Source organism: Acinetobacter halotolerans, from assembly GCF_004208515.1.
GTDB classification, from domain to species: Bacteria; Pseudomonadota; Gammaproteobacteria; order Pseudomonadales; family Moraxellaceae; genus Acinetobacter; species Acinetobacter halotolerans.
This window is the reverse complement of record NZ_SGIM01000003.1, coordinates 251,844-269,892: the sequence shown is the minus strand read 5'-3', so window position 1 is coordinate 269,892 and position 18,049 is coordinate 251,844. Positions and strand designations below refer to the sequence as shown.

Sequence of the window (18,049 nt, the reverse complement as noted above, 5' to 3'; positions counted from 1 at the left end):
ATGACAGAATCTGTTCAATGGTGGTTGGAGCCTGTTAAACAGCCCGATATGAATGCAAAATTGCAAGCTGAACAACGTCAATTGCAGTTAACCAAGCCCACTGGTGCGCTCGGCGATCTTGAACATATTGCGATTACCTTAGCTGGATTGCAAGCGACCGTACACCCACATATTGAAAAGCCTTGGATTAGCGTTTTTGCAGGTGATCATGGTGTGGTTGAAGAAAATATTTCCGCCTATCCTCAAGCCGTTACGCGTCAAATGCTACAGAACTTTGCATCAGGTGGTGCTGCCATTAGTGTGATTGCCAAGTATCATCACGCTCATTTACAGGTGATTGATTGTGGCACAGTGGGTGAGGCCTATGATTATGTAGATGTTGAGCGTCATTGTATTCGTGCTGGCACAGCAAATTTTGCTAAACAAGCTGCGATGACGGAACACGAGTGCGCCACTGCTTTACGGCTAGGTAAAGAGAGTGTCGAGCGTGCACAATCAAAAGCCGCAGATGTTTTTATTGCTGGGGAAATGGGTATAGGCAATACCTGTTCAGCCTCAGCGCTTGCTTGTCTTTTATTGAATGAAAGTGCTGAACAATTGACTGGTGTAGGCACAGGTATCACCAATCAACAATTGCTACATAAGATCGACGTCATTGATCAAGCTGTAAAATTACACAAGTCTTATGTCGCTGATGATGCAATAAAAATCTTAGCGGCAGTGGGTGGACTTGAAATTGCTGCGATGACAGGTGCTTATGTCCGTTGTGCACAGCTTGGTTTACCGATTATCGTGGATGGATTTATTAGTTCAGTGGCTGCTTTATGTGCGGTTGGTATTCAACCGAAAGTAAGAGAATGGATGCTATTCGGACATCAGTCTGCTGAATATGGTCATCAACGTGTATTAAAACAATTGAATGCTCAACCGATTCTAAACATGAATTTACGTTTAGGTGAAGGAAGTGGTGCGGGTGCAGCATTGTCAATGATTCAACTCGCTTGTGTGCTACATAATCAGATGGCAACCTTTGCAGAAGCGGCAGTTTCAGGGGATAAAGTTGCGGATTGATCTTCTGCGTCATGGTGAAACGACATTAAGCCATACGTTGCGTGGACACCTTGATGATGAGTTAACTGAACAAGGTTGGTTGCAGATGCAAACAACCATTCAACAACATCTAGATCAGCACAAGTATTGGGATGTTATTTTTAGTTCACCTTTGCAACGATGTAGTCTATTCGCTGAAAACTTGGCGAAACAATTAGACTTAGCTTTCATTATTAACCCGCACATCAAAGAAATGTATTTTGGCGATTGGGAAGGTATTCCAACACAAACGATTTATGAGACATCGCCTGAATTATTGGCAAATTTTTGGCAATTTCCAACCCAATTCCAAGCACCGAATGGTGAGCCTTTAGCGCGATTCCAACAGCGACTTTTGGTTGGTTTCAAACAAATTCATCAGCAAATGCAGGACAATAATTGGAAAACTGCTTTGATTGTTACGCACGGCGGAGTAATAAAGTTACTAACCTGTTTAGCAAGACAATATGATTTAAATGAATTGTTAAAAATGCCTGCTGAGCTGGGAAAACTGTATCAATTAGAGTTGCTTGAAGGTGAAAGTGAGATTGGTTTTATGGAAAATTCACTTATTCCTTAGCTTCGAAATACGATTGTATTTAAATTTTTTTACTGAACGGTGTAATAGAACTGTCATTGCTCTTGTCTATGATACATGGCACTTCTTTATCTATAAGCAAAAAATTCATGAATATATTATTTAAAAGCAGTATGTTATGCGCAAGTATGTTGTTGGTCGCATGCAACAATGATGATCATCAACAATCACAAACAACGCCTGAAAATAATACGCCATCAAAATATTATCAAACTAAAACACCTTATCAGCCCTTACAAGATCTTAAAAAATATGAGCCAATTCCACAAGGTTTCCAAGCGGTTTTTACTGAATTGGTTGCACGTCATGGCTCAAGAGGTCTATCTAGCATCAAATACGATTTAGCACTTTATAACTTATGGAAACAAGCAAAAGCTGAAAATGCACTAACACCTCTTGGTGAAAAACTCGGTGCGGATCTAGAAAACACCATGAAAGCCAATATTCTTTTGGGATATGGGGTAGAAGGAATCCGTCAGTTTGGATATGGAAACGAGAGTTTGACTGGTATCCAAGAACATCGCGGTATGGCTGACCGTTTATTGCAACGATTGCCTGAGTTATTTAAAACAACCGCAAACAAACAAACGTCTATTTTAGTACAGAGCTCAGGTGTTGACCGTGCAGTGGATAGCGCTAAGTTTTTTACTGATGAACTTATTCGGCAGCAACCACTGCTCAAAAACAAAATTATTCCGAGTTCTTATACCAGCCTCTCTAGTGAAAGTGTACCTTCCATCGAAGATGGAGGTGTAGATCGGTTTAAGCTCTACTTTCATAAGTTAACAGCTGATCAGGATATGACTCAATCTTCGTCCGAACAACAAAAAACGATATATGATGCCAGTCATGCTTATCAAAAGTTTGCGGAAGAAAATGCTGATTTGGCACAAAAATTCAATGAATTAGCAAGTAATATGCGTGCTGAACAAGTTGCAATGCAGGTACTTACACCGATTTTCAAGCCCGAATTTATTCAAAAGTTAGGTAGTAGCGAAGCTTATACATTTAGCAATAGTGGTTCGTACAGCGTAATTGCGCCGAATGGAGAAACCATTACTGAAAAAGGAAAAGGCAAAAACACCATTACCAGTGCAGTTGATGCTGCTGCATATCTTTATGAGCTTTATTCAATTTCTGGAGGCATGAAAACTGAATTAGAAGGTGTTGATTTTGATAAATATATGCCTTTAGAAGCAGCAAAATTCTATGCTGAATTTAATGATGCGAATGATTTTTATGAGAAAGGGCCAAGTTTTACTGAGTCAAATCAGGTGACCAGTGCGATTGCACAAGGTTTAAAGCAGGACTTGTTCAAACAGGTGGATACAGTTGTAGATCAACAACAAACGCATCGAGCTGTTCTACGCTTTGCACATGCAGAAATTATTATTCCACTTGCAACCACTTTAGAGCTGCACAATATGATGCAACCTTTACCTTTGCGCCAAACCTATAACTATACAAATAGTGCATGGAGAGGTGAGTTGGTATCACCTATGGCAGCAAATTTACAGTGGGATATTTATCAAAATGCTCAAGGAACTACCTTAATCAAAATGCTCTACAATGAAAAAGAAACCTTGTTCAAACCTTCATGTAACTATGCTCGATATCGTGCAAACAGTTTTTATTATGATTATTTAAAACTTAAGCAATGCTATCAAATTCAATAATCTAATTTATTGTTTTCTTATAATGGGAATAGGCTTGCTATTCCCATTTTTATTTCCTCATAATTGATGAATTATAGATATTATTTGGCTGAGATTTTTAGCATGACACCATTTTGGATTGCGCTGCAATTTTTAACTGTTTTGCCTATTGAGTTGAAAAGAATACCTAGTGCAAAACAAAATGCTCAATCCTTGCTGTTTTATCCACTGATTGGTGCATTGATTGGAGTCATCTTATTTGTTTTTTCTATACTGTTGTTCAAACTGCCCACACTTTTAGTTGCCTGCATCATTTTAGTATTGTGGATTTGGCTGACTGGCGGATTACATCTCGATGGATTAGCAGATACGGCTGATGCATGGGTCGGTGGTTTTGGTGATCCTGAGCGTACACTTAAAATTATGAAAGATCCAGCATGCGGGCCTATCGGTGTTTTAAGTTTAGTGATGCTTTGTTTACTTAAGTTTGCTGCAATTTATGTACTACTGGAACAACAGTTACATACTTTTCTGATCCTAGTTCCTGCGATTGGTCGAAGTGTTCCTTTATTTCTTTTCTTAACAACTCGATATGTACGTAATATCGGACTTGGGCGTTCAATCACCGATGGTATTCCAAAAATTGCAACATGGATGGTTTTTGTAATTACATTATCATTGCTTTGTGTGTTTAAATGGCAGGGAATCATAAGTCTACTTACTTTATTGCTTTTGCTTTTTTATCTACGTGCGAAGTTTATACATCGAATTGGTGGAATTACTGGTGATACTGTTGGAGCTGCAATTGAGTTGGTTGAGGCGGCTTTACTCGTCAGTTTTGTGATAGCGTTGTTTTATATTTAAAAAGTACAGCTTTTTAATAAAGCTGTACTTGATTCCATTTATTTCCCAAAATGATAACGTAAACCTACTAGATAAGTTCGTGGTGCAGCAGGTGTATAGCTTGCTTGATTGTTACTAAATGAGGTGCTTTCAGCATAATGCGCATCTGCAGCATTGATGATATGACCATAGATTTCATATGCATTACGGCGGTAGGTTGCGCGTAGATTTAATACCGTATGCCCATCGTATTTTTCGGTATTGGCATCATTGATCCAGTATGAGCCGACATAAACTCCTTCTGCCGATAACAACAACTCAGGAATGGGCTTAATCTGATATTCAACAGTACCAAAGGCTTTTGGAGAGTTCGGCATACGATTCCCATTATAATTTAAGCTTTCTGATGGCTGAAATTGTTTAAATTCATGTTTCGCCCAACTTCCAGATAGTTTCAGACGCTGATCGTATTGATCAGAAATATTCCAAGTACCACCAATTTCAATGCCTTGATGTCGTGTTTTACCTGCATTACGCGGTTCGCGGGTATTGTCAGGTTTAGTATAATTAATGACTTCATCCTCTCCATCTAAGCGATAAAGCGTAATTTCACCATCTAAACGTTCATCGAATAGTTTAAAGCGTATGCCAAGATCAATATTATTAAAGGTTGCCTCTGATAAATTTGGTGTTACTAAGTTTGCACCGTATAAACTGCTTACTTCTGGTGGTACAAAACCTTGTGACCAGTTGCTATAGATATCCAATAGCGGATGTGCATTCCAAATAAAGCCAAGTTGTGGGCTGGCTTTATGGAAGCGACGTGTTTCGTTCGGTGCACCCGTAACATTTGATGGAGTTAAATTATTCTGATAGTCATATTTAATCCAGTCGTAGCGAGCGCCAGCGACTAGATTTAAGTTATCGAATCTTTGCCAATTGACTTGGGTGTAAATGGCTTGGTTATCGACATCAACATTGAAGTCACGTAATAATTTTCGTGGTTTAAAACCTGTATAAATACGTGTTTCCGGATCACGAAATACTTCAATATCATTAGTTTTGGCTTTGTTTGGCGTATGTTCTGCCATCGTACCGACAATCCACTTCACCTGATCAAAGCTTGTGGCGTGTTGCAAATTTAGACCATAAGATTTGAACTGATTATAAGTGGTTTGGCCCGTATAAGTCCCTGTAGGCACACCATTTCGCATATCAGTCCGAATGCTATAACTTGGGTTTTGTTCAGTGGTGTTGTCTCTATAATATATGGTTGCTTGAGTTTGATTGATCTCATTCCAAGCATGGCTAATCTGTGAAGATAAACGGGTGGAATCGACTTCACGATAGGTAAATGTCTGGTAACTATAACCCGGACGCTCACTAAAATCTTTGCTGTTCAGGCTTCCTGTCATGTCGGCTTTTAGATGGTTATAGCTGGCAATATTTTTGATTTGTGTGGCATCAGAAATGTGCCAATCATGCCGAAGGGTGAGACTTTGTTTATTACTTTCGGCGTGATCTTGCCAGCTGTCGCCACGATCACTTGCATAGCCAGATAAACGTAGACCATGTTCACCAGATTCAGTATCAAATGTATTTGAAGCACCAAGATCTATACGGCGATATCCTTCACTGCTTGCACGGACACCAATTTCGGCAGTTGGTGTTGCGCTTGGTGCTTTGGTTAGAAAGTTAATCGTGCCACCAATGGCATTACTTCCATATAAGCTACTGGCTGGACCACGTAGGATTTCAATACGATCAATTCCGGCAAGATTAAGTTCATAAAGTGCATTGTGATTAAACACACCAACAGGACGAACCGAAATACCATCTTCTAAATATTGATAGACTGCCGCGGTAGTCATCGGCTGTCGAATTGACATCATATGTTGCTCATTGCCTAAATCATTCATCAATACACCTGGTGTTTGATTGATGACTTGCCCAATAAAAGTCGCATTATTATCTTCTAAGGCTTGCTTGTTCACTTGGCTAATCGCAGTAGGGGTATTGCTGAGTGATTCGCCTTCACGACTTGCTGTAACCACAATAGTCGCTAAGGTTTTGGTGTCTTGTGCAGGATTTTCTTCAGCAATCGCCAATGAACTGTAAGTAACAGACAGGCACGCAGCCGTTAAGACTGACAAACGAAAATAAGTCGTCATTTTAAAAACTCTATAAAAGCATTAAACGAGCTGTATCTCAGTGATGAACTGGATACGTATGTAAAAGTTTGCGATTTATAGAGCGACTGGCGGAGCCTGTTTAAGGGGGAAAATATAGAAAATACGTGGAATATACAGATCCTGTGTCCACGCATGGCACAAACAGCGTACACGACTAAACCAAGCCAATAAGAAAATGATAATCAAGCCAAGCAATGGAATAATTACGGCTGCATCTAAACCATAGGTACACAGTGGGCAATGCTTCATGATTTGGCTAGCAAGTGCATAGACTTGTTGTGCATATTCACTGAGTTGTGAGCCATGTTGGGCATGATCAAGGTGATGATTATGCTGCTGCATCGTATGGTGATGATGTTCACTATGATTGTGACTGTGTACTTGTGTCGATAACAGTGTGACTTTTTGAATTTCTGTGACTTGGCAATGTGATGGCATTGCATAAAGTGCAGGTACGACGCCTGTATGTACCATGGTTGGTAACAAGATATGCCAGAGTAAACAAAGCAAAGTTATCGCACCCAATAAGGTACGCCACTTGTGCATATGTTGACGGAGACTGGGCTTCATATCAATGATACGTCGCGGGGGAAATGTGGCAGCAGTATAATTAAAAAAATGTTACAGTTCAAAAATATTTAATAGACCAAATAAAAACAGGCTCATGAGAGCCTGTTTTTGATCTATTCAAAGATTAACGATTTGGTAAAACGTCTTTTAACGCTTCATGCATTTCTAATAATGCTTTTTCAGTGGTTTCCCAATCAATACAGCCATCTGTTACAGATTGACCATATACGAGGTCACACAGATTTTCAGGGATGTCTTGACGTCCACCTTTTAAGTGACTCTCAACCATGATACCCACGATTGATTTGTTGCCATCAAGAATCTGCTCTGTGATGTTTTTCAAAACCAATGGTTGTAAATACGGGTCTTTGTTTGAGTTAGCATGACTAGTGTCAATCATGATTTTGGTGCTGACTTTAGCCTTGGCTAAAGCTGCTTCAGCTTCAGCAACTGAAGTTGCATCATAGTTCGGCTTGCCATTACCGCCACGTAAAACTACATGCGCGTATGGGTTGCCTTTGGTATTGATGATTGCAACTTGACCACTTTCATTTAAGCCTAAGAAGCTGTGACCATGTTTTACTGATTGCATCGCATTGGTTGCAACCGTTAAACCACCATCAGTACCATTTTTGAAACCTACAGGTGAAGATAAGCCCGAAGACATTTCACGATGTGTTTGGCTTTCAGTAGTACGTGCACCAATTGCAGACCAAGAAATTAAGTCTTGATAGTATTGAGGAGAGTTTGGGTCAAGTGCTTCAGTCGCACATGGTAAGCCTTTTTCATTTAATTCAAGCAAAAGACCACGACCGATATGCAAACCTTTTTCAATATTGAAAGAGTCATTCATATCAGGATCGTTAATTAAACCTTTCCAGCCCACAGTCGTACGTGGTTTTTCAAAATAAACACGCATGACGATGTATAAAGTATCTTTTACTTTTTCACTGAGTACTTTTAGGCGATCTGCATATTCATGTGCGGCTTTGGTATCGTGAATTGAACAAGGCCCGATCACGACAAACAAGCGCTTATCATTACCATCTAAAATATTACGAACCGTGTTACGCCCATTGAGTACAGTTCGGTAGGCAACTTCTGATAAAGGGAGGTCACTTTTAAGTTCTGCTGGAGTAATCAAAGTCTGAATGCTTTTAATGTTAACGTCGTCGATATCTGGCTGAGAAACTGGATTTGACTGTAGAGTATTCATTGCTGTCACAAATTCAATCGAAAGAAGAGGTTAATTTGTCTACGAATATAGCACGAAAAGCCGATTGATTAACTAGCGATTCGCATCATTTATGTATAAACAATCGGCTATTTAGCACTTAAACTATTGTTGTAGAATGAGTTGTTTGCTGAATCAGAACCACTTGGGTTGTTTCAACAGGTTTCGGTTTCTCTTTTACAGGGTTAATAATGAAATTTATACCCAATGCAAATAGCGTGATTCCTAAGATTTTACGGATAAATCTTTCAGGTAAATGCGAACTGATCAATGTCCCAACAATAATTGCAGGAATAGAACCGACCAATAGCCACATCAATAAGCTAAAGTCGACATTACCAGAAGACATATGACTTAAACCCGCGACAGCAGTCAGCAATACGGCATGCACCACATCAGAACCAATGATACGAATCATCGGTAAGTTAGGGAACATGATCACTAACGCCATGATGCCGAAAGCACCAGCACCGACTGAGGATAATGTCACCAACACGCCTAAAATAATGCCCATAAATAAAATATATCGGCGTTTATGTTGTAGGGCATGTTGTTCACTTTCCATATTTGCTTGTTCCCGATTTCTAAAGCGATCGAAGAACTTCTCAATTTGAGCACGGAAAACGATTGAGATACCCGTCAAAGTCAACATCACCCCTAAAACCATAGTCAGAATAGGTTTGTAATGTGTTGATTGACTGAGGTAGTGTTCTAGCACCCAAGAGGTAGCAAAGGAAGCCGGTATACTGCCTAAAGAGAGCCAAAGGACTATAGGCCAAACAATATTGAGTTTTTTAGCATGAACCAGTGAACCGCAGAATTTTGAAATTGAGGCGTAGAGTAAATCTGTACCTATGGCAATATGCGGTTCGATCTTAAACAAACTGATCAAAATTGGTGTCATCAATGAACCACCGCCGACGCCAGTGATCCCTACACAGAAACCAACCAGTACACCCGCTAAAATAAATTCCATTGGACCGAACATCGACAATATGCCTAAATTATGCAAAAAACAGCATATCTTATTTCTTTTTTATCTAACTCGTTGTGATGAATAATGATTTACTTATGCAAAAAAAAGATAAAGACGTGTGCTTATTCAGGTTTTTGTCACCAGCAATGGTCATAATTGAGTTGCATTTGTTCAGATATCTAAGTTATGTTGATATTGAAACAAGGATAGTATGGTTAGCGACTTAGAGGATATGATTATGTTTAGCTTAAAAAAATTATTGTTGACCGCAGTTTTATTTACCGCTGTTACTCCAGCTTTTGCCGCATCCGATTGTTGTAAAGAGATGGCTAACAAAAAAGAATGTTGTAAAAAGATGAAGTGTTGTGAAGAAAAAGATAAAAAGGGTTCCTCTGAACACGAAGAACATCACAAACATTAATTTTTAATAGTAGATATCCACTACTTATGAGGGATATCTACTCTCTCTAGAGCCTATTTTTTAGTGGGGTTAAGCTCGTTGACCCATAAGATTAAGAATAAAGTCACAGGTGTTGCAAAGATCCACCATCCTATAAAACCGATTGAAGACCCGTAGATTAAGCAGAGCAATGCACCCGCCAAGAAAAAACACAGAAATGCAATAATTCTCAGCGCTAATCGAAAGCGCAGTATCAATTTTTGATACTGTGGTTTGATTTTACGAATCGCTTTATCGCTGCATTGATATAATAGCAACATACCTAAACCGATTAGAATGAGCGCAAATAACATCATTTTTTTGTCTCTTGTCGATCAAGTTTTGCTTTTAATTTATTTCGTGCCTTGACTTGGATAGGCTGAATATTACGATAAATAAAAATAGCTAAGAGCGCGCAAACAACAAAGAATAAATCGACGCGTAAGAATAGCCAATAACTTTGGCTATCCGATAGAAGTTGATGATTCGTGAGATAAACTAAGTTATATAAAGGCAAAGCAATTGCGAGCAATCCAAAAATGAAAATTTGGGATTTCCATAAATATTGTTGTTTCGTGATGAGGGCAATTACAAAGCTCAATCCCCAAACAGAGAAGAATGTATAAATCTCATAATTCGGTGTGGTTTCTGTTAGATGTACCAGTCGATTGGCAAAAAGGTAGCTTAGCATCGCAATCGGTAAGCCAACAAATGCAGAAACATTCAAGCGATCAACCAAGTAGTAGCCAAAATGGAACTGATTTGATTTATTTTGAATCTGACGTTTTAAGCTCCACAACAACAAACCAGAAGCAATCATTAAACAACCAAGAAGCCCTGACAAGAAAAAAGCGAATCGCAGCGCAGGCTGTGCAAAAGTTGCCATATGCAGGCTATAAATACCAAAGTTCAGAGTCGCAACCGAACTATTATTGCGAGTGTTTGCTAAAATTCTCCCTGTGCCATCAAAGCTAATTTGAGCTTGATCTAAGGTGATGGATCGATCTTCCAATTGTTTAAAAGTAATGATTGCTTGATCAGTATTCAGATTTTTTGCTTCGATCGTCGCAAGTGCTTGATCTCCCCATTGTTGTCGTACTTGGGTGAGGAGGGTTGCAATTGAAACTGTTTCCCTAGGTTTAGGTGCTGCATTATTGTTATTGCTTTGGCTTACTGTTCTGATTTCAGTAAAATATTGATATGGATTTTCTGGATATAGTTTCTTCATTCCTAAGGGTAGATAGAGATAAAAGAATATCGCTAAACCTGTAAAAGTAATGGTGAGAAAAAAAGGTAATGCCACAACAGAAGACACATTATGAAAATCCAGCCAAGAGCGTTGTGATTTAAAGGTTCTAAAGGTAAAAAAATCAGTAATAATTTTTTTGTGGGTAATAATGCCTGAAACCAAAGCAATCAGCATGATAAATGCGGCCAAACACGCGATTAGCCGTCCGATGAGGATCGGCATCCCATAAAGTTGGTAATGGAAACGATAGAAAAATTCGCCACCTTGTGTTGCTGATAATTTTAATTCTTGCCCAGTGTTAATATCCAAGTTACGACTTTCATAGCCGCCGTCTGCTTTTTCCCAATAAATTTTATTTACAGGCTGCTCAGGATTGGCAATGCCGATATACCATGACTTAGCATCTGCCGCATTTTTTTCTAAATAATCAGTCGCAGTACCTATCGCTACATCTTGATTCACTTGATATTGTGCAAGTTGCGGCTGCATCCACAAATTTAAGTGATGACGATAATACGAACTCGTCCCCATCAAAAAAATGGCAAACAAAAGCCATCCAAAAACCAAGCCAGTCCAAGCATGTAACCATGCCATTGATTGGCGGACGCCTTTATTTTGCATTTTAATTTAAACCCACAGATAAGCCAAACAAGAGTCCCACCAGAACCAAACTGAGCAATGTCAATTTCAACAATGAGTTGAAACAAAATCCAAAAATAACAAATGCTAAATAAAACAAAATCGAGATAAATGCCGCGAGAAAAATCGCTTCTGCTTTATCTAAAAAATAGCTGAAGAGTGTCGTTAGGCTTAAACTCAAATACATCATTGCTAAGTAGCCAAGCACGAATATAAATGTAAAGCGATAGAACACACTCAGTCGATAGACAAAAGTAGGAGAAGTGGATTTAGCCATAAATGTTCTTGAAGTAACAAAAGGAGAGCAAATCACACATGCAAATGATTCTTGTTTATATTAATGGCTAAGTTTAATTCAAGCAATTGTTGATTTATCGCAAATACAGATAGCAAAGTTCGAGCTCAATGATTTCTTAGATTAAAATGATTTTCACCAATCATGAACAAATTACATTATTCACAGCGATTCGATGTAAAATCATTCTGTTAGAATCTTTTAAACTTTTGAATGGGGCGTTGGTCTTGTTAAAGCAAAAACTAAAAATTGGCATCGTGGTGGGGGAAGTTTCTGGGGATACGCTGGGTGTAAAACTCATGCGAAGTTTCCGTGAACAAGGAATTGATGCCGAATTTGAGGGGATTGGTGGTCCACAGATGATTGCAGAAGGTTTCCATAGTTTTTATCCGATGGAAATTTTGTCGGTTATGGGGATTGTTGAAGTTTTAAAAGACCTAAAAAAATTATTTGCTGTACGCGATGGCTTAGTTGAGCGTTGGGCGGAACAGCCAGTGGATATTTTTATTGGGATAGATGCGCCAGATTTTAATTTACGCTTATCTAAAAGCATAAAAGAAAAGAGTTTGCCGATTAAAACCGTTCAATATGTCAGCCCATCGGTGTGGGCATGGCGTCAAGGACGAGTGCATGGGATCAAGCGAAGTATTGATTTGGTGCTGTGTTTATTTCCATTTGAGAAAACGTTCTATGAAAATTACGATGTTGCAGCTGCCTTCGTTGGTCATCCATTGGCAAAGCAATTACCATTAAAAAATCCAATTATAGAAGCAAAGCATCACTTTGGTTTATCTGCAAATAAAATGCATATTGCATTATTGCCAGGTAGCCGTCGCGGTGAAATAGAACGCTTGTTGCCTTTATTGACAGGTGCAGCAGAAATTTTGCATCGCAAATATCCTGAGCTTGAATTTTTGATCCCGGCGATAAACGATGCAAGAAAGCAGCAGATCGAGCATGGTATCCAAAATTTGGATATCAGCCTCAAAGCCAAGATTCATGTTTTAGAAAATAGCGACAATGAATCAAAAATAGGTCGTATGGTCATGAATGCCAGTGATATTGTGGCACTTGCATCGGGTACAGCCACACTTGAAGCCATGTTATTACATCGTCCAATGGTGACGTTTTATAAACTGCATTGGCTCACCTATATGATCGCCAAATTTCTAGTCAAAATTCCTTATTACGCATTACCTAATATCATTGCAGGTAAGAAGGTCATCGAAGAACTGATCCAGTCCGATGCAACCCCGAAAAAACTTGCAACAGAAATCGAAAGATTGATGGACCATGAAACTGCACATATTCAAATGATGCAGCACGTGAGTATGCATAAGCAGTTGATCTCTGGTAATACTGAAGATCCAGTGCAAGCAATTTTGAAGTGTTTAAAAGCCGAGTAAACAAAAATAAAAAAGGTGGCATCGATGCCACCTTTTAGTTATGCACGTAAAATCAATTCATAACCCGTATATTTTCGAATATTGATCACACCAATATCGAGTAATAAATACTGACCTTTAATGCCTTGTAAAACGCCACGAATTTTAGGGGTTTTATCGAGGTTCAATGATTTTATCTTTTCAGGATAATGATCAACAGGGTAAATAAACTCACGTTGAGCTTCGTTTTCTAAAAATTCTAAGCCTTCATCAAACTCAAGATTTTGGTTAAACTCTTCGCGAATACTTTGAATTTTTGGTGCAAACTCTTCAATGATTTGATCTCTTTGCTCAACCAAATTTAAAGGCTCGGCTTCACCTTTAAGCAATTTTCGCCAATCCGTTTTATCCGCAACTTGACTTGCTATCAAGGTTTCTAAATGACCAGATAAACGACGAGAGCCAACTTTTAGAATAGGGAGGGCTTGGGTTGCACCTTGATCAAGCCAGCGTGTTGGCATATTGACGATACGTGTAATACCAATTTTAAGCGCGCTTGAATTTGCCAAATAAACAATATGTGGTTGGAAACACACATTGTGCGCAAAATCATTTTCACGACAAGTTCCAAGATGATAGTGGCAAGTTTCAGGTTTCATAATACACAAATCACATTCTGCCTTGGTCTTGAAACATTTAAAACAATGACCTTGGGAATAGGATTTAGGTGTTTTAGCACCACATGATGTACAGAAAATATTGCCTGTCCATTCGATCTCTAGTTCTTGACCCAATACAAATGGCAGATCAGTTTCTGAACGATCCAATATAAATTTATATTCAACATTTGCCTTGTGTATTGGTTGATCAGTTACACTATGCGTTTTGAGCGCTGCATGCATTTTATGACAAATGCCTTGTAGTTCCATCAATAAACTCTCATCTTTCTCATTCAAGGGTTGCAGCATGGCTGAACAAAATGTCATCACTTCTATGCTAGACGATTTATCTAAAGAACAGCCCATACATACTGCACTTTGTATAGGTCAGCAGATTGACCAAAATGCTTCCATTCAATGGCATTATTTTAACGTAATTGACTTTTTAAGTCTGCCATTTACACAGCGTTATGATTTAGGTTTTGTATTATTTGATACAGCAGAGATGCAAAACGTCAATGAAGCGCAAAAAGCACAGTTACTGGTGAAATTACGTGATTTGATGGCAAAACGTATTATTGTCGTGAGCAAGCTGGATGATGAAAAATTGCTCCGTTCGCTTGGTTTTACTCAGTTGATCGATAAGACTAGCCATGACAGTGATTTCGCATTGTGGCAATTCAATATTTTGACCTACAAGCATGTGCCAGATTGGTTTAATTCAAAGTTTTGGGCTAACCCTGAGAACTGGAATAAATTCCGTTGGTAAATCTAATTTTTTTCCTTTTTGTGGAACGCGAGTGCTTCTTCAGCCAGAGAAATATAGAAGTGGGTTAACCGCAAGCCCTTGCAAAATTTAACAATTCAATTTTGTTCTGTTCTTTCAAAGCAGCGTATGCTTTTTGGATAAATAATTCCAAAGGAATACATAGATCATGACAGATTTAAGCAATATTGTTGAAATGTTAGCAAAGCAAGCTTTAGGTAGTCAGCAACAATCGGGGCAAGGCGGTGGGCTTGGAGGAATTCTTGGTTCTGTATTGGGACAGATGGGTGGTCAACAAAGCACTCAGAGCCAACAAGGTGGTCTAGGCGGTGTTTTAGGTTCGGTACTTGGTCAATTAGGGAATAACTCTCAAGCTAAAAGTGGTTCAGGTGGCAATACAACACAAACTTTGTTGATAGCTGTTTTACCATTAATTTTAGCTTGGATTCAAAAACAAGGCGGCTTACAAGGTGCACTGGATAAACTTAAAAATGCGGGTTTAGCCAATCAAGTACAGAGTTGGGTTGATCCTAATCAGCCAAATAATACCGATATACCGACTCAAAATATGCAGAGTTTGTTTGATGACCAAGATGTTGAGCAAGTTGCACAGCAAACACAGGCCCCAAAACAAGCGATTTATGGCGCGATCGCATCAGTTTTACCACAAGTGATTGATTCTTTAACCCCTCAAGGTTCAAGTACAAGTCCACAAGAAGCGAATAATGATATTCAAAATGTTTTGAATATTGTGAGTGGTTTTTTGAAAAAATAGTTGTTTATTCTCTGTGAATCTAAAGCTCATTTGGAGATGAGCTTTAGATTTTCTATAATGCCTAATTGTTTTTGATCTATAGTAGTATTTAAACAAATTCAAATGGTTTAGGAATGTTATGAGTGTGGCAGGGTCCGGAGTTGGCTTCATTTTAATATTTTTTATCTATTTCGTTGTTACTTTACCATTATTGATTCTTGTCAGTTTTTTTATTAAAGCGCTTCGACAAAAGTTATTTATCTTTTCATCTATCTTGTCGATCTTATTTATACCATCCTTATACAGAAATGTTCATTTTGCAGTAGAAAATAATATTTGGGGAAATGCTCAATTACATGGATTAATTTGGCTGTTTTTCTCCACGATATTGCTGGTCATACTGTTAATTTATTATGTTTTAAGAAAAGATCATTTTTTTAAATTTTTATGGTATTCGTTTATTTCAATTGTTTTCATGAATTTAGTAGCAACGATTTTTCTATTCTCTAAATGAAAAAAGGGCATAGAGCCCTTTTTTACTGATTAGGAAATAAGTTTCAAATTAGAAGTTATATTCCATACCTAAGCCAATAGTTGTTTTCTTATCATCTTTTACTAACCAATCACGTTTTTGTTGACCAACTACACCATAGAAACGTGCTTGTTTGTTGATTTGATAATCTGCACCAAGACCATAAAGATCTTGTTTACGATCATCACGACCATTTGATTCTGTTGTTGCAGAGATGTACTGTGCTTTTAACTTGATTGGTGTAGAAGGGATCTTGTACGCTGCAGTTACGCCATACGCATCTTCTTGTAAACCTTTATATGACGTTACATCAGAACCGCTTGTAGTTGTAACAGTGTCATCTGTCGGTTGAGCTGTTTGCCATAAAGCACCCAATACAAACCCATCAAAGCCTATTTTCGTGAAATCATAAGAACCAGTTACACGGATAGCATCAGTATAAATACCAGATAAGCTATAAGCACTATATTTAGATGCGATACCGTAGTTACCTGCTACCGCAGCAGCAAAGCCATAGTCTTTATTGTCATAAGTGATCGAGGTAGAAACGCCGTCACCAAAACCATCACGACTACCTTTGTAACCTTTAGCCGCATTTTCAGTGGCAGAAGACTCTTCACCTTGTTGGAACATGATGTTAAATGCTAAACCACCCAACAATTTTTTATCAGTTTCAAAACCGATCACATTTTTTAAACGATCTTCACCAGCCAAAATAGCGGTCATATCTAGTTCGTTGTGATCATTATAGATATCTTGGTTGCTACCTGCTGCTGTTTTGAAGTATGAGTCATATTGACCGACTTTTAATGTACCCACGCCATCTGATTTAAGACCAATAAAGCGGTTGCGGTTTGTAAAAGACTGGTCACCATCACCATCTGCATTGATTTGCCATTCAATTAAATAAACTGCAGAAAGATTGTCTGTTAATTTTTCTTCACCCTTGATACCAATACGAGAAGCGTTTGAATTTACTTTTGTTACGCTTTCGTCTTTAAAGCCATTCTTATCAATTTGATCGAGCGTCACATTGAGCTTACCATACAATGTTGGTGCTGCTTGCGCTGCATTCATGGCTAATGTTGCTACAGTAGCAGCAAGAAGCAATTTTTTCATTGAGATTTCTCCAAAACACTTTTTTGTAAATGGCTGTTGCCTTAGTTACTGTTATAAGTTTGCTCATGTACAAAAAGTTACATAGCTCACTAACTTGTATGCAGTATCGGCAAACTTTGTGACAGAGAAGTGAAAGAAAAGTGACAGTTTTATGACGATTGATATTACGTAATAATTATGTTTCTTATTGATTTTTATATAATTACAAAAACAAAAAAACGGAGTGATCACCCCGTTTTGTACAGTGTTAAAAGATTAAAGTGCTGCTTTGATCTTTTCAGCAAGTGCCTGAATCTTTTCTTGATCACCCATTTGCACAGCATGACGACCTAGCTCATGGAGTGAACCTGGAACGAGATGAAAATGTATATGCGGAACAGTTTGACCCGCAGCAGCGCCATTGAGTTGCATCAAGACAATGCCTTTTGCATCGAGGGCCTTTTCCATTGCTTTAGCAACTTTTTGAACGATCTGAATAGTATAAGCAGCTGCATCGGCAGGAAGATCGAGTAGGGTAACTGCTGGTGTCTTAGGAATAACTAAGGTGTGACCATCGGCTTGAGGCATGATATCCATAAATGCAAGAACTTGCTCGTCTTCATAAACTTTAATCGCAGGTAACTCGCCACGAAGAATTCTTGCAAAAATATTTTGGTCATCGTATGCCATGCTTAGTCCTTTAATTTAAATCATAGATGTAGGAATGTCCCTCTATTTTTAAAGAGGGGCAATGAAATATTACTTACAATTCAGTTCTTTTTGACGAGCTTTGATTTCGTCTAAGCGTTGCTGCTCTTTTTCAGAAAACTTTGGCTTAGTGGTATGACAGTTCTCATTACCATATTTGGCTTTAGCATCTGCATCTTTAAAACAGAAGCCTTTAGAAGCATAGATCAGATTATAGTTATCTTGTAACTTTTTACATTCTTGTTCCGATGCTGAGGCTTGCATGCTGAAACCTGTAAGGGCCATTAATCCAGCAAAAGCAGCAACTGTAAACTTATTCATGAGGTGTTCCTCTCGTTATGAGCAAGCACTGCGTTGAGCGCAGCGCA

19 protein-coding genes are annotated in these 18,049 nt (G+C 38.5%); 8 read left to right on the top strand and 11 right to left on the bottom strand.

The genetic code is table 11. The features are described from left to right. From cobT to EXE30_RS05435, 4 genes are all read left to right on the top strand, one after another. Positions 1-1,071 (top strand): nicotinate-nucleotide--dimethylbenzimidazole phosphoribosyltransferase, encoded by a 1,071-nt coding sequence (gene cobT, locus EXE30_RS05450; RefSeq protein WP_130161533.1) that lies wholly within the window; start codon positions 1-3, stop codon positions 1,069-1,071. Beyond that, a complete protein-coding gene (locus EXE30_RS05445) occupies positions 1,061-1,669 on the top strand; it encodes a histidine phosphatase family protein (RefSeq protein WP_130161532.1) in 609 nt (202 codons plus the stop codon). The genes cobT and EXE30_RS05445 overlap by 11 nt, the downstream gene beginning before the upstream one ends. Before the next feature lie 107 nt (positions 1,670-1,776). Further along, positions 1,777-3,363, top strand: coding sequence for a histidine-type phosphatase (locus tag EXE30_RS05440; RefSeq protein ID WP_130161531.1), 1,587 nt, complete (start codon positions 1,777-1,779; stop codon positions 3,361-3,363). Positions 3,364-3,465: 102 nt separating this feature from the next. Then, positions 3,466-4,206, top strand: coding sequence for an adenosylcobinamide-GDP ribazoletransferase (locus tag EXE30_RS05435; protein WP_130161530.1), 741 nt, complete (start codon positions 3,466-3,468; stop codon positions 4,204-4,206). Between the two features lie 38 nt (positions 4,207-4,244). On the opposite strand, the gene EXE30_RS05430 is transcribed toward EXE30_RS05435, so the two are convergent. The 4 genes from EXE30_RS05430 to EXE30_RS05415 all read right to left on the bottom strand — a co-directional run bounded on the left by EXE30_RS05430 (position 4,245) and on the right by EXE30_RS05415 (position 9,169). Next, positions 4,245-6,356 carry a TonB-dependent receptor gene (locus tag EXE30_RS05430; protein WP_130161529.1) on the bottom strand — a complete coding sequence of 704 codons (2,112 nt, stop codon included), beginning with the start codon at positions 6,354-6,356 and terminating at the stop codon, positions 4,245-4,247. A gap of 75 nt (positions 6,357-6,431) precedes the next feature. After that, positions 6,432-6,947: a hypothetical protein gene (locus tag EXE30_RS05425; RefSeq protein ID WP_130161528.1), complete on the bottom strand. Its 516-nt coding sequence runs from the start codon at positions 6,945-6,947 to the stop codon at positions 6,432-6,434. Between the two features lie 124 nt (positions 6,948-7,071). After that, positions 7,072-8,163: a 3-deoxy-7-phosphoheptulonate synthase gene (locus EXE30_RS05420; protein WP_004671025.1), complete on the bottom strand. Its 1,092-nt coding sequence runs from the start codon at positions 8,161-8,163 to the stop codon at positions 7,072-7,074. A 118-nt stretch (positions 8,164-8,281) separates the two neighbouring features. Beyond that, positions 8,282-9,169: a sulfite exporter TauE/SafE family protein gene (locus tag EXE30_RS05415; protein WP_130161527.1), complete on the bottom strand. Its 888-nt coding sequence runs from the start codon at positions 9,167-9,169 to the stop codon at positions 8,282-8,284. Between the two features lie 226 nt (positions 9,170-9,395). Between EXE30_RS05415 and EXE30_RS05410 the strand changes: the two genes are divergently transcribed. Next, complete coding sequence (locus EXE30_RS05410) at positions 9,396-9,578, top strand: hypothetical protein (protein WP_130161526.1); 183 nt, start codon at positions 9,396-9,398, stop codon at positions 9,576-9,578. 53 nt (positions 9,579-9,631) lie between these two features. Here EXE30_RS05410 and EXE30_RS05405 read toward each other — a convergent pair whose 3' ends face one another. From EXE30_RS05405 to EXE30_RS05395, 3 genes are read right to left on the bottom strand one after another with little or no spacing between them, the layout of a single operon-like run. Continuing rightward, complete coding sequence (locus EXE30_RS05405) at positions 9,632-9,913, bottom strand: DUF1634 domain-containing protein (RefSeq protein WP_130161525.1); 282 nt, start codon at positions 9,911-9,913, stop codon at positions 9,632-9,634. Next, on the bottom strand, positions 9,910-11,466 hold the full coding sequence (locus tag EXE30_RS05400) for a PepSY-associated TM helix domain-containing protein (RefSeq protein WP_130161524.1): 1,557 nt from the start codon (positions 11,464-11,466) through the stop codon (positions 9,910-9,912). The genes EXE30_RS05405 and EXE30_RS05400 overlap by 4 nt, the downstream gene beginning before the upstream one ends. 1 nt (position 11,467) lies before the next feature. Next, a complete protein-coding gene (locus tag EXE30_RS05395) occupies positions 11,468-11,761 on the bottom strand; it encodes a hypothetical protein (protein WP_130161523.1) in 294 nt (97 codons plus the stop codon). A 245-nt stretch (positions 11,762-12,006) separates the two neighbouring features. Here EXE30_RS05395 and lpxB point away from each other — a divergent pair, with 245 nt between their 5' ends. Then, on the top strand, positions 12,007-13,185 hold the full coding sequence (gene lpxB / locus EXE30_RS05390) for a lipid-A-disaccharide synthase (protein ID WP_165382368.1): 1,179 nt from the start codon (positions 12,007-12,009) through the stop codon (positions 13,183-13,185). 38 nt (positions 13,186-13,223) lie between these two features. Here lpxB and EXE30_RS05385 read toward each other — a convergent pair whose 3' ends face one another. Next, entirely contained in the window at positions 13,224-14,093 is an 870-nt protein-coding gene (locus tag EXE30_RS05385; protein ID WP_130161643.1) for a DUF2797 domain-containing protein, read from the bottom strand. 37 nt (positions 14,094-14,130) lie between these two features. Here EXE30_RS05385 and EXE30_RS05380 point away from each other — a divergent pair, with 37 nt between their 5' ends. After that, a complete protein-coding gene (locus tag EXE30_RS05380; protein ID WP_130161521.1) occupies positions 14,131-14,592 on the top strand; it encodes a DUF6231 family protein in 462 nt (153 codons plus the stop codon). A gap of 166 nt (positions 14,593-14,758) precedes the next feature. Further along, the gene (locus EXE30_RS05375) at positions 14,759-15,364 is read left to right on the top strand and encodes a YidB family protein (protein WP_130161520.1); all 606 of its coding nucleotides are present in this window, start codon (positions 14,759-14,761) and stop codon (positions 15,362-15,364) included. A gap of 541 nt (positions 15,365-15,905) precedes the next feature. On the opposite strand, the gene EXE30_RS05365 is transcribed toward EXE30_RS05375, so the two are convergent. The 3 genes from EXE30_RS05365 to EXE30_RS05355 form a co-directional block, all read right to left on the bottom strand. Beyond that, on the bottom strand, positions 15,906-16,994 hold the full coding sequence (locus tag EXE30_RS05365; RefSeq protein WP_130161518.1) for a porin: 1,089 nt from the start codon (positions 16,992-16,994) through the stop codon (positions 15,906-15,908). A gap of 255 nt (positions 16,995-17,249) precedes the next feature. Further along, on the bottom strand, positions 17,250-17,663 hold the full coding sequence (locus EXE30_RS05360) for an HIT family protein (RefSeq protein WP_130161517.1): 414 nt from the start codon (positions 17,661-17,663) through the stop codon (positions 17,250-17,252). Positions 17,664-17,732: 69 nt separating this feature from the next. Beyond that, positions 17,733-18,002 carry a YARHG domain-containing protein gene (locus tag EXE30_RS05355; protein WP_130161516.1) on the bottom strand — a complete coding sequence of 90 codons (270 nt, stop codon included), beginning with the start codon at positions 18,000-18,002 and terminating at the stop codon, positions 17,733-17,735. Positions 18,003-18,049: the final 47 nt, after the last annotated feature.

Coding starts and splice junctions, on each gene's coding strand:
- EXE30_RS05380 (WP_130161521.1), top strand. CDS start 14,131: ATGGCTGAACAAAATGTCATCACTTCTATGCTAGACGATTTATCTAAA.
- EXE30_RS05400 (WP_130161524.1), bottom strand. CDS start 11,466: ATGCAAAATAAAGGCGTCCGCCAATCAATGGCATGGTTACATGCTTGG.
- cobT (WP_130161533.1), top strand. CDS start 1: ATGACAGAATCTGTTCAATGGTGGTTGGAGCCTGTTAAACAGCCCGAT.
- EXE30_RS05425 (WP_130161528.1), bottom strand. CDS start 6,947: ATGAAGCCCAGTCTCCGTCAACATATGCACAAGTGGCGTACCTTATTG.
- EXE30_RS05415 (WP_130161527.1), bottom strand. CDS start 9,169: ATGTTCGGTCCAATGGAATTTATTTTAGCGGGTGTACTGGTTGGTTTC.
- EXE30_RS05405 (WP_130161525.1), bottom strand. CDS start 9,913: ATGATGTTATTTGCGCTCATTCTAATCGGTTTAGGTATGTTGCTATTA.
- EXE30_RS05395 (WP_130161523.1), bottom strand. CDS start 11,761: ATGGCTAAATCCACTTCTCCTACTTTTGTCTATCGACTGAGTGTGTTC.
- EXE30_RS05420 (WP_004671025.1), bottom strand. CDS start 8,163: ATGAATACTCTACAGTCAAATCCAGTTTCTCAGCCAGATATCGACGAC.
- EXE30_RS05360 (WP_130161517.1), bottom strand. CDS start 17,663: ATGGCATACGATGACCAAAATATTTTTGCAAGAATTCTTCGTGGCGAG.
- EXE30_RS05430 (WP_130161529.1), bottom strand. CDS start 6,356: ATGACGACTTATTTTCGTTTGTCAGTCTTAACGGCTGCGTGCCTGTCT.
- EXE30_RS05365 (WP_130161518.1), bottom strand. CDS start 16,994: ATGAAAAAATTGCTTCTTGCTGCTACTGTAGCAACATTAGCCATGAAT.
- EXE30_RS05410 (WP_130161526.1), top strand. CDS start 9,396: ATGTTTAGCTTAAAAAAATTATTGTTGACCGCAGTTTTATTTACCGCT.
- EXE30_RS05385 (WP_130161643.1), bottom strand. CDS start 14,093: ATGGAACTACAAGGCATTTGTCATAAAATGCATGCAGCGCTCAAAACG.
- EXE30_RS05440 (WP_130161531.1), top strand. CDS start 1,777: ATGAATATATTATTTAAAAGCAGTATGTTATGCGCAAGTATGTTGTTG.
- EXE30_RS05375 (WP_130161520.1), top strand. CDS start 14,759: ATGACAGATTTAAGCAATATTGTTGAAATGTTAGCAAAGCAAGCTTTA.
- EXE30_RS05435 (WP_130161530.1), top strand. CDS start 3,466: ATGACACCATTTTGGATTGCGCTGCAATTTTTAACTGTTTTGCCTATT.
- EXE30_RS05355 (WP_130161516.1), bottom strand. CDS start 18,002: ATGAATAAGTTTACAGTTGCTGCTTTTGCTGGATTAATGGCCCTTACA.